Raw genomic sequence first — 11531 nt, 5'->3', positions numbered from 1 at the left:
ATAAATTAAAATAATAGTATAAAAGGCTATAAAAAGCTTAATATAAAATAAGCTTTTTATAGCCTTTTAATTTATATATATAACATTAAATTTACATCTTATAAATCTAATACTTGTTTATAAACTACGTCTTTTTTTAATTTTCTATCTTTACAAACTACTTTAATAGCATCTTTTTTGTCCATTCCATTTTCCATTAAAGCTACTACATATTCTCTTTCATTAAGGTCATCGTAAGAATTTTGTACAGTTTTTTCGCCTTTAAAACCTTCTACAATTAAAACGAACTCTCCCTTTATCTCTTTTTCATTAAATATATTTATAACTGTTTCTATATCTTCTCTTATTATTTCCTGATATTTTTTTGTTATCTCTCTATTTACTGCTATCTTTCTATTTCCTAATACTTTTAACATATCCTTTAAAGTATCTTTTAATCTATGAGGAGATTCATAGAATATTATAGTTCTTCTTTCTTCTTTTAACTCTTCTAATTGATTTCTTCTAACCTTTTTATCTCTATCTAAAAATCCTTCAAATGCAAATTTTGATGTTTCTAAACCTGAACCAACTAATGCAGTTATAGATGCTGTAGCTCCTGGTAATACTTCTATTTCTATATTATTTTCTATAGCTTGTTTTATTATATCTTCACCTGGATCTGATATTCCTGGCATCCCAGCATCACTTATTAATGCTATATTTTCACCATCTAATAATTTATTTATTAAGTAACCACCCTTTGAATCTTTATTATGTTCATGGTAACTTGTTAATGGCTTTGATATCTCAAAATGATTTAAAAGCTTTATACTATGTCTAGTATCTTCTGCTGCAATTAAATCAACTTCATTTAATATTCTTACTGTTCTGTATGTCATATCTTCTAAGTTACCTATTGGCGTTGGACATATATATAATTTACCGCTCATTTACTTCTCTCCTATATCTTCATTTGAATATATTGCTTTTAATTCTTCTGTATAATTTCCATCTTCTCCGTACACATATAATGGATCTAATATTTTAAGCTCTGGTCTACCATCTTTCATAAATTCAACTAATACTAAGTTAGGAGCTTTTCCTGCTCTTGGGTGTATAAATTGTATTTGTTTTGGTTCCATATTATACTTTCTACCTATTGTTAGTATATCAACTAATCTTATAGGTCTATGAATCATAAAGAACTTTCCTCTTGGCATTGTAAGTCTTGAAGCTGCTCTTATTACATCATCTAAATTACATTTAACTTCATGTCTTGATATAGCTTTTTTATCATTAGGATTTTTTATACCATCCATATGCATATATGGAGGATTTGAAGTTACTACATGATATCCATTTACCTCTAAAACCTTATCGATTTCTTTTATATCTGCATTTACTATTTCTACTCTATCTTGTAAATCATTTAACTTAACTGAACGAGTAGCCATTTCATAAACTTCTTCTTGTATTTCTACTCCTATAATTTTACTAGCTTGGCTTTTTCCAGCTATAAGAGTTGGAACTATACCTGTTCCTGTTCCTAAGTCTACAACTTTAGCTCCCTTTTTTACTTTTGCGAAGTTTGCTAATAATACTGCGTCTATTCCAAAACAAAATCCATTTGTATCTTGTATTAATTTTAATCCTTTAAGTTGTAAATCATCTATTCTTTCAGTTTCTTTTAATTGTACTTCCATGCTGTTCTCCTCTCATGTCTTAAAAATACTTTGATTATTTATATATCTAATTAAACAATTATTTTAACTTATACATTTATCTAATGTATACCTTATAATCTCTATTATGTCAAAAAAGGTAGGAAAATTCCTACCCCCTTATTATATATTATTAATCTTCTAATTTCTTTAATTCTCTTAATGTAGCTTCATCTAAGCCTTCATCTCTTAATCCACAACATTTCTTAGGTTCATGTAAAACCTTAATTTCATCCTTTTGGCATACTCTTATAGTCTTATCATTAAACTCTATTCTTGCTTGCTCTAATAATGGGTTAACCTCTATTACTTTACCTTTTAAGTCATCTACTTTTACTAATGCTCCCACTACTGGCATAGCATCTATAGCTTCTGCATATACATCATGTTCATACTTTAGACAACAGAAAAGTCTTCCGCATATTCCAGATATTTTAGTTGGATTAAGTGATAAACTTTGATCCTTAGCCATTTTTATTGAAACAGGTTGGAAATCCCCTAACCATGATGAACAACAAAGTTTTCTACCACATGGTCCTAATCCACCTATTGATTTCGCTTCATCTCTAACACCTATTTGTCTTAATTCAATTCTTGTTTTAAATATAGATGCTAAATCTTTTACTAAATCTCTAAAATCAATTCTACCTTCTGCTGTAAAATAGAATATTAATTTATTTCTATCAAATGTATATTCACAATCTATTAAAAACATATTTAAGTTATGTTCTTTTATTTTTTGCTGGCATAACTCAAATGTTTCTTTTGCTTTTTCTTTATTTTCATTATATACTTGTCTATCTTCATCTGTAGCTATTCTTATAATCGGCTTTAATGGTGAAACTAATTCACTTTCATCTATTTCCTTTGCCCCAACTACTATTGTTCCATATTCTAATCCTCTAGCTGTTTCTACTACTACTTCCATATCTTTTTCTACTTCTAACTCAACTGGATCAAAGTAGTATATCTTACCAGCATTTTTAAACCTAACACCCACTATCTTTATCATTTTATCACCTCATATATATTTAAAGCCATAACTTGTATACTAATGCTAAAGTTACAATTGCTTCTTATCTTTGTCTTTATATCCTCTATTATATCAATAATTTTAGATACTTGAGAATATGTAATTTTCTTACTCATATTTTGCAAGAATGTTAACTTATCTATATTTATTAACATGCTTTTATCTACGCTCTCTTTTATTAGCATAATATCTCTAAAGTAGTTTATTAACATGTCTAATATACTTATAGAGTCTTTTTTATACTTATCCATACTTGTAGGTATTTCTAAAATATCTATAATATCTTTATCTAGCATTATTTCTATATAAGTCTGTATTTCATCTCTCATTATAGCAAAATCTGCTGACTCTGATAGCTCTATAGCCTTTTCTATACTTCCTCTTGCAAAAGTAGATAATAACTGAGCCCTATTTTTATCTATACCTTTATTTATTAAATAATTATTTAAATCTAATATCGATATAGGTAAAAATTTTATTATTTCGCATCTAGATTTTATAGTATCTAAAAGTGCTTCCTTATTACTTGTTATTAGTATTATTATAGCATACTCTGGCGGCTCTTCTAATGTCTTTAATAAAGCATTTTGAGCTTCTATTGTCATACTATCAGCTTGATTTATTATATATATTTTATAGTTTTTATGAGGCTTTATAATTATGTCTGTTTGTAAATTTCTTATTTGTGCTATTTTTATACTGTTTCCATCAGGATATATATTTATATAGTCTGGACTACTATCTACATTTTCTGTACTTAGCAGTATTTTTGATAACTCTTGACTAAACTTCTTTTTCCCTATACCATCTATACCTTCAAACATATATGCATGATTTATTTTATTTTTATTTATTGAATTTGTAAGATATTTCTTAGCAAAATCTTGGCCTATAATATTATCAAAATACATATTTACCTCTCCATAGATTTTATCCTATCTATTACTAAATTATAAATTTCTTCATGTATACTATCTATACTTCTTAACTTATCTGATTCTACACAATTTATTTTATTCCAATTATATTTGTCAGCTATATATAAAGAATTTTCATATGACTTTTCTAAATACTTTATATCACTTTCATGAATATCTTTTTCACTTTCACCTGTGAATTTATTATTTCTATTTTCCATAAGTTTTTTACTAAAATCTATAGGTACATTTAAAAATACTACACAATCTGGTTGTGGTATCTTATATAAATTAAATTCATAATCTGCTAACCAATCTAAATATTTATCTCTATCTTCAGGTTGCATTTTAGAGGCTTGATGCACCATATTAGACGTTGTATATCTATCAGCAAGTATTATCCCTCCATTATTATAAAACTCTTCCCATTCTGTCTTAAATGAGGCATATCTATCTGCTGCATAAAATGTTGATGCTATATATGGATCCACATCTGTTGCCTTTTTACCGAACTCTCCTCTTAAGTACATTTTTACTAATGCTGAAGATTCTGAATCATAGTTTGGATATTCTACCTTTCTTACATTATATCCATCTTGTATTAATCTTTCATATAATTTTTTAGTTTGAGTTGCTTTTCCACTTGCATCTGATCCACTCTCTATGATTATTAACTTTCCACTCATTTTTATATACCGCTTAAATTATTTCTTAAGCAGTTTTCACCTCCATGCTTTCTGTATTAACTATTGTTGATACTAACTAAATTATCTTACTCTATTTATAAACTCTATATTAGAATTAATTTATAATAAATATCTCTAACTTATAAATACTTTAAATTAGATTTTTTATATCACTTATTCATTTTTATTTCTAAAATATTANNNNTTATTTCTAAAATATTAAATATAATCGATAAATTCATCTATTATTATAGTTGTAAACCTATTCCTAAATTATAATATCTAATTATTTTTCAAATTTCTTATCTACACTATAATATATTTTAACATTTTTCTTATATTTATAAAATGCTTGTATTCTACTTAATATTTTTTACTTAAATATATATGCAATAATTTTTATAGACTATATTTATATCTAATCTTAATTAATATTTAAAATAATGCCCTTTTAAAGTCCTTAAAACCATCTCTTAGGACTTTTATCTTATAATTTGATAAATACACCTATAACAATTATAAATATCGCTCTATTACCTATATTCCTTAATCTATTATCTTGTATATATTCTAGAATTAACTTTTTATAATGGCTTAAAATTAATTAATCCTAAATACATTTCTTACATTTATCTAAATATATTAAAAGCCGTTGATATAAAATTATATCAACGGCATATTCTTAACTAAATAAAATTGTGCTTAGGATTTATACTATCTTTTTTAACAATAAAAAAAGATTACGTGGCTACGTCTTACTCTCCCAGGCGGTCGCCCACCAAGTACCATCAGCGCTAAAGAGCTTAACTTCTGTGTTCGGAATGGGAACAGGTGTATCCTCTTTGCTATAATAACCACATAATCTTTCGATTAACTTATATTAAGTTTTAGAGTTAATACTCTAAAAACTGAATAACATTTAATAATCAATCATTTATATTGGTCAAGTCCTCGACCTATTAGTATCGATAAGCTAAATACATTACTGCACTTACACCTTCGACCTATCAACCAGGTAGTCTTCCTGGGGTCTTACCCTTACGGTGGGAAATCTTATCTTGAAGTTGGCTTCGCGCTTAGATGCTTTCAGCGCTTATCCATTCCGTACATAGCTACCCAGCCATGCCCTTGGCAGAACAACTGGTACACCAGAGGTACGTCCATCCCGGTCCTCTCGTACTAAGGACAGGTCTTCTCAAATTTCCTACGCCTGCGACGGATAGGGACCGAACTGTCTCACGACGTTCTGAACCCAGCTCGCGTACCACTTTAATGGGCGAACAGCCCAACCCTTGGGACCTACTACAGCCCCAGGATGTGATGAGCCGACATCGAGGTGCCAAACCTCCCCGTCGATGTGGACTCTTGGGGGAGATAAGCCTGTTATCCCCAGGGTAGCTTTTATCCGTTGAGCGATGGCCCTTCCATGCGGTACCACCGGATCACTAAGTCCGACTTTCGTCCTTGCTCGACCTGTATGTCTTGCAATCAAGCTTCCTTTTGCCTTTACACTCTTCGCACGATTTCCGACCGTTGCACTTGAATTGACAATTTATCAAATATAAAAGCCGTTAATATAATAATATTAACGGCAAAATCTAATTAAATAAAATTGTGTTTTTAGGATTTATAATATCTTTTATTTATGTCACTAGACAATAAAAAAAGATTACGTGGCTACGTCTTACTCTCCCAGGCGGTCGCCCACCAAGTACCATTAGCGCTAAAGAGCTTAACTTCTGTGTTCGATATGGAACAGGTGTATCCTCTTTGCTATAATAACCACATAATCTTTCGATTAACTTATATAAAATTTTTCAAAGTTAATACTCTGAAAACTGCATATCATTTAATTCCATCATTTATCTTTAGCAACCGAAATCTTTGATTTGGTTGGCGATATAAACCTTTAGGTTTATTTTGGTCAAGTCCTCGACCTATTAGTATCGATAAGCTAAATACATTACTGCACTTACACCTTCGACCTATCAACCAGGTAGTCTTCCTGGGGTCTTACCCTTACGGTGGGAAATCTTATCTTGAAGTCGGCTTCGCGCTTAGATGCTTTCAGCGCTTATCCATTCCGCACTTAGCTACCCAGCTATGCCCTTGGCAGAACAACTGGTACACCAGAGGTGCGTCCATCCCGGTCCTCTCGTACTAAGGACAGGTCTCCTCAAATTTCCTACGCCTGCGACGGATAGGGACCGAACTGTCTCACGACGTTCTGAACCCAGCTCGCGTACCACTTTAATGGGCGAACAGCCCAACCCTTGGGACCTACTACAGCCCCAGGATGTGATGAGCCGACATCGAGGTGCCAAACCTCCCCGTCGATGTGGACTCTTGGGGGAGATAAGCCTGTTATCCCCAGGGTAGCTTTTATCCGTTGAGCGATGGCCCTTCCATGCGGTACCACCGGATCACTAAGTCCGACTTTCGTCCTTGCTCGACCTGTATGTCTTGCAATCAAGCTTCCTTTTGCCTTTACACTCTTCGCACGATTTCCGACCGTGCTGAGGAAACCTTTGAGCGCCTCCGTTACTTTTTAGGAGGCGACCGCCCCAGTCAAACTGCCCACCTGACGGTGTTCCAAGACCTGATTCAAGGCCTATGGTTAGGATCCCAGTACTACAAGGGTGGTATCCCAAGGATGACTCCACACAGACTGGCGTCCATGCTTCATAGTCTCCCACCTATCCTGTACATGTAGTACCAAGACCCAACGTCAAGCTACAGTAAAGCTCCATGGGGTCTTTCCGTCCTGTCGCAGGTACCCGGCATCTTCACCGGGATTACAATTTCACCGAGTCTATTGTTGAGACAGTGCCCAAATCGTTACGCCTTTCGTGCGGGTCGGAACTTACCCGACAAGGAATTTCGCTACCTTAGGACCGTTATAGTTACGGCCGCCGTTTACTGGGGCTTAAGTTCACTGCTTCGATTGCTCTAACAGATCCCCTTAACCTTCCAGCACCGGGCAGGCGTCAGCTCCTATACATCGTCTTGCGACTTAGCAGAAACCTGTGTTTTTGGTAAACAGTCGCTTGGGCCTATTCTCTGCGGCCTGTCATAGACAGGCACCCCTTCTCCCTAAGTTACGGGGTCATTTTGCCGAGTTCCTTAACAATAGTTCTCTCGCTGGCCTTAGGATACTCTCCTCACCCACCTGTGTCGGTTTACGGTACGGGCGCCTTTAAACTCGATAGAAGCTTTTCTTGACAGTGTGAAATCAGCTACTTCGCCCCGAAGGGCTTACCCATCGTATCCTAGCATTATCTAGACGGATTTGCCTATCTAGACTGCCTCAATACTTAGCCACACAATAACCAACAGTGTGGTTAGCTTATCCTACTGTGTCACTCCATCTCTCAAACGCTTATTGGCGGTACAGGAATATCAACCTGTTGTCCATCACCTACGCCTTTCGGCCTCGGCTTAGGTCCCGACTAACCCAGGGCGGACGAACCTTCCCCTGGAAACCTTGGGTTTACGGCCCGTGGGATTCTCACCCACGTCTCGCTACTCATGCCAACATTCTCACTCGTATACTGTCCACATGTCCTTACGGTCATGCTTCAGCCTGCATACGAAGCTCCCCTACCCATCATAAATGATGCCGTAGCTTCGGTAGTACGTTTTAGCCCCGGAAATTTTCGGCGCAGGATCACTCGACCAGTGAGCTATTACGCACTCTTTAAATGAGTGGCTGCTTCTAAGCCAACATCCTGGTTGTCTGTGCAATCCCACATCCTTTACCACTTAACGTACATTTAGGGACCTTAGCTGACGATCTGGGCTGTTGCCCTTTTGACTATGAATCTTATCACCCACAGTCTGACTCCCAAGTATAAGAATACGGCATTCGGAGTTTGATAGTCTTCGGTAAGTGCAATACCCCCTAGGACATTCAGTGCTCTACCTCCGCTTCTCTCAACCTTGAGGCTAGCCCTAAAGCTATTTCGGGGAGAACCAGCTATCTCCGGGCTCGATTGGAATTTCACCGCTATCCACAAGTCATCCCCGAGCTTTTCAACGCTCGTGGGTTCGGTCCTCCACGAAATTTTACTTTCGCTTCAACCTGCTCATGGATAGGTCGCCCGGTTTCGGGTCTACGTCAAGTGACTAAACGCCCATTTAAGACTCGCTTTCGCTACGGCTCCACACCTTAAGTGCTTAACCTTGCTGCATATCGTAACTCGTTGGCCCGTTCTACAAAAAGTACGCGGTCACACAAGTAATGTGCTCCCACAGCTTGTAAGTGCAGGGTTTCAGGTTCTCTTTCACTCCCCTCCCGGGGTTCTTTTCACCTTTCCCTCACGGTACTATACGCTATCGGTCACTAGGTAGTATTTAGGCTTGGAGGATGGTCCCTCCTGCTTCCCACAGGGTTTCACGTGTCCCGTGGTACTCTGGATCATACTAGTATTTTTCTCGTTTTGACTACGTGGCTATTACACTTTATAGCGGAGCTTTCCAACTCTCTTCATCTACGATATCTTTCCATGTCGTATGTCCGCAACCCCAACGAAGTAAACTTCATTGGTTTGGCCTGTTCCGCTTTCGCTCGCCGCTACTTACGGAATCGAATTTCTTTCTCTTCCTCCGGGTACTTAGATGTTTCAGTTCCCCGGGTTCCCCTCGCTAAGCTATGTATTCACTTAACGATACTTAGACATTACTCTAAGTGAGTTTCCTCATTCGGAAATCTTCGGATCAAAGTTTACGTGCAACTCCCCGAAGCTTATCGCAGCTTATCACGTCCTTCATCGGCTCCTAGTGCCAAGACATCCGCCCTGCACCCTTAATAACTTGACCAGTTATTAAAAGTTGTAATTTTTAAGACTTTTCTTGTCATATATGTTTAAAATGATGTCATATCACTAAATGTTATGCAGTTTTCAAAGTGCTAACGCACTTCGCTACCTTCCACTCACTTTCGTTCGTGTCGAGGTGCTCAAAGTACTCATTAGGGCTACGCCCTATTTTGAAAGTTTAATAATAAACTCTCAAAATTAAACAGTAGGCAATTCTCCTTAGAAAGGAGGTGATCCAGCCGCACCTTCCGATACGGCTACCTTGTTACGACTTCACCCCAGTTATTGATTTCACCTTCGACGGACGCTTCCAAAAGGTTAGCAATCCGGCTTCGGGCGCCCCCAACTTCCGTGGTGTGACGGGCGGTGTGTACAAGACCCGGGAACGCATTCACCGCAGCATTCTGATCTGCGATTACTAGTAACTCCAGCTTCATGTAGGCGAGTTTCAGCCTACAATCCGAACTGAGAATGGCTTTAAGGGATTAGCTCCGCCTCACGACTTGGCTGCCCTCTGTACCACCCATTGTAGCACGTGTGTAGCCCTAAGCATAAGGGGCATGATGATTTGACGTCATCCCCACCTTCCTCCAGGTTATCCCTGGCAGTCCCTCTAGAGTGCCCAACTTAATGCTGGCAACTAAAGGCAAGGGTTGCGCTCGTTGCGGGACTTAACCCAACATCTCACGACACGAGCTGACGACAACCATGCACCACCTGTCACTTCTGTCCCCGAAGGGAAATCTCCGATTAGGGAGAGGTCAAAAGGATGTCAAGCTTAGGTAAGGTTCTTCGCGTTGCTTCGAATTAAACCACATGCTCCGCTACTTGTGCGGGTCCCCGTCAATTCCTTTGAGTTTCACTCTTGCGAGCGTACTTCCCAGGCGGAGTACTTAATGCGTTAGCTGCGCCACCGAAGGGGGTAACCTCCGACAGCTAGTACTCATCGTTTACGGCGTGGACTACCAGGGTATCTAATCCTGTTTGCTCCCCACGCTTTCGTGCCTCAGTGTCAGTTACAGTCCAGAGAGCCGCCTTCGCAACTGGTGTTCCTCCTAATATCTACGCATTTCACCGCTACACTAGGAATTCCACTCTCCTCTCCTGCACTCAAGTTTCCCAGTTTCAAAGGCTTACTACGGTTGAGCCGTAGCCTTTCACCTCTGACTTAAGAAACCACCTACGCACCCTTTACGCCCAGTAATTCCGGATAACGCTAGCCCCCTACGTATTACCATGGCTGCTGGCACGTAGTTAGCCGGGGCTTCCTCCTCAAGTACCGTCATTATCTTCCTTGAGGACAGAGCTTTACGACCCGAAGGCCTTCATCGCTCACGCGGCGTTGCTGCATCAGGCTTTCGCCCATTGTGCAATATTCCCCACTGCTGCCTCCCGTAGGAGTTTGGACCGTGTCTCAGTTCCAATGTGGCCGATCACCCTCTCAGGTCGGCTACTGATCGTCGCCTTGGTGAGCCGTTACCTCACCAACTAGCTAATCAGACGCGGGTCCATCCTGTACCGCCGGAGCTTTGATACTTCTACCATGCGATAAAAGCATATTATCTCGTATTAGCATACCTTTCGGTATGTTATCCGTGTGTACAGGGCAGATTACCCACGCGTTACTCACCCGTCCGCCGCTCACCCCGAAGGGTTCGCTCGACTTGCATGTGTTAGGCACGCCGCCAGCGTTCATCCTGAGCCAGGATCAAACTCTCAAATAAAAGTTGTCCATCGCTCAGCTAATCATTATCTGAATATCTGGCTTGGTTGTTTAGTTTAATTCTATAAATTAACCTACTGTTTAATTTTCAAAGTTCTTAAGTTGGTGGACCATCAGGGACTCGAACCCCGGACCTACCGGTTATGAGCCGGGCGCTCTAACCAACTGAGCTAATGGTCCACTTTATTGGTGCCGAAGACCGGAATCGAACCGGTACGAGAGGTAAGTCCCGCAGGATTTTAAGTCCTGTGCGTCTGCCAGTTCCGCCACTTCGGCATACCACGTGGCTACGTGCTACTCTCCCAGGAGGTCGCCCCCCAAGTACCATCGCCGCTAAAGAGCTTAACTTCTGTGTTCGGAATGGGAACAGGTGTATCCTCTTTGCTATAATAACCACATTAAATTGCTTTGCTTTTTCAAGACAAGTATTATATTAACATTTTCGATTAATAATGTCAATACTTTTTATAAAGTTTTTTCAAAGTTAATACTCTGAAAACTGCATATCATTTAATTTTCCATCATTATTTTGGTCAAGTCCTCGACCTATTAGTATCGATAAGCTAAATACATTACTGCACTTACACCTTCGACCTATCAACCAGGTAGTCTTCCTGGGGTCTTACCCTTACGGTGGGAAATCTTATCCNNN

General features: G+C 38.3%; 5 protein-coding genes, 2 tRNA genes, 5 rRNA genes and 1 other annotated feature. All 12 genes read right to left on the bottom strand.

Going from position 1 to position 11531, the window contains the following annotated elements; genetic code table 11:
* Positions 1-98 precede the first annotated feature (98 nt).
* Positions 99-932: a 16S rRNA (cytidine(1402)-2'-O)-methyltransferase gene (gene rsmI / locus G3997_RS00060; protein ID WP_296646093.1), complete on the bottom strand. Its 834-nt coding sequence runs from the start codon at positions 930-932 to the stop codon at positions 99-101.
* Positions 933-1685, bottom strand: a complete 753-nt coding sequence (locus G3997_RS00055; RefSeq protein WP_296646040.1) for a tRNA1(Val) (adenine(37)-N6)-methyltransferase — start codon at positions 1683-1685, stop codon at positions 933-935.
* A gap of 151 nt (positions 1686-1836) precedes the next feature.
* A complete protein-coding gene (locus G3997_RS00050) occupies positions 1837-2715 on the bottom strand; it encodes a PSP1 domain-containing protein (RefSeq protein ID WP_296646035.1) in 879 nt (292 codons plus the stop codon).
* Entirely contained in the window at positions 2712-3647 is a 936-nt protein-coding gene (locus tag G3997_RS00045; RefSeq protein WP_296646032.1) for a DNA polymerase III subunit, read from the bottom strand. The genes G3997_RS00050 and G3997_RS00045 overlap by 4 nt, the downstream gene beginning before the upstream one ends.
* Before the next feature lie 2 nt (positions 3648-3649).
* A complete protein-coding gene (locus G3997_RS00040) occupies positions 3650-4339 on the bottom strand; it encodes a dTMP kinase (protein WP_296646030.1) in 690 nt (229 codons plus the stop codon).
* A gap of 742 nt (positions 4340-5081) precedes the next feature.
* Positions 5082-5198: ribosomal RNA gene (gene rrf, locus G3997_RS00035) — 5S ribosomal RNA — on the bottom strand.
* Positions 5199-6010: 812 nt separating this feature from the next.
* Positions 6011-6126, bottom strand: a 5S ribosomal RNA gene (gene rrf, locus G3997_RS00030).
* 133 nt (positions 6127-6259) lie between these two features.
* A 23S ribosomal RNA gene (locus tag G3997_RS00025) occupies positions 6260-9157 on the bottom strand.
* 222 nt (positions 9158-9379) lie between these two features.
* Positions 9380-10880 (bottom strand): 16S ribosomal RNA (locus G3997_RS00020).
* 102 nt (positions 10881-10982) lie between these two features.
* Positions 10983-11059 (bottom strand) — tRNA-Ile (locus G3997_RS00015).
* Positions 11060-11066: 7 nt separating this feature from the next.
* Positions 11067-11155, bottom strand: a tRNA-Leu gene (locus G3997_RS00010).
* A gap of 5 nt (positions 11156-11160) precedes the next feature.
* Positions 11161-11277 (bottom strand): 5S ribosomal RNA (rrf, locus tag G3997_RS00005).
* Together the 16S, 23S and 5S rRNA genes with 2 tRNA genes alongside form the textbook arrangement of a ribosomal RNA operon.
* 131 nt (positions 11278-11408) lie before the next feature.
* Positions 11409-11531 (bottom strand) — a sequence feature (23S ribosomal RNA rRNA prediction is too short).

Source organism: Romboutsia sp. 13368 (assembly GCF_018336475.1).
Taxonomy (GTDB): domain Bacteria; phylum Bacillota; class Clostridia; order Peptostreptococcales; family Peptostreptococcaceae; genus Romboutsia.
This window is presented reverse-complemented; position numbering and strand designations above follow the sequence as displayed.

Bases quoted from the DNA above. Each gene is read 5' to 3' on its own strand.
- G3997_RS00050 (WP_296646035.1), bottom strand. From the start codon at position 2,715: ATGATAAAGATAGTGGGTGTTAGGTTTAAAAATGCTGGTAAGATATAC.
- G3997_RS00040 (WP_296646030.1), bottom strand. From the start codon at position 4,339: ATGAGTGGAAAGTTAATAATCATAGAGAGTGGATCAGATGCAAGTGGA.
- G3997_RS00055 (WP_296646040.1), bottom strand. From the start codon at position 1,685: ATGGAAGTACAATTAAAAGAAACTGAAAGAATAGATGATTTACAACTT.
- rsmI (WP_296646093.1), bottom strand. From the start codon at position 932: ATGAGCGGTAAATTATATATATGTCCAACGCCAATAGGTAACTTAGAA.
- G3997_RS00045 (WP_296646032.1), bottom strand. From the start codon at position 3,647: ATGTATTTTGATAATATTATAGGCCAAGATTTTGCTAAGAAATATCTT.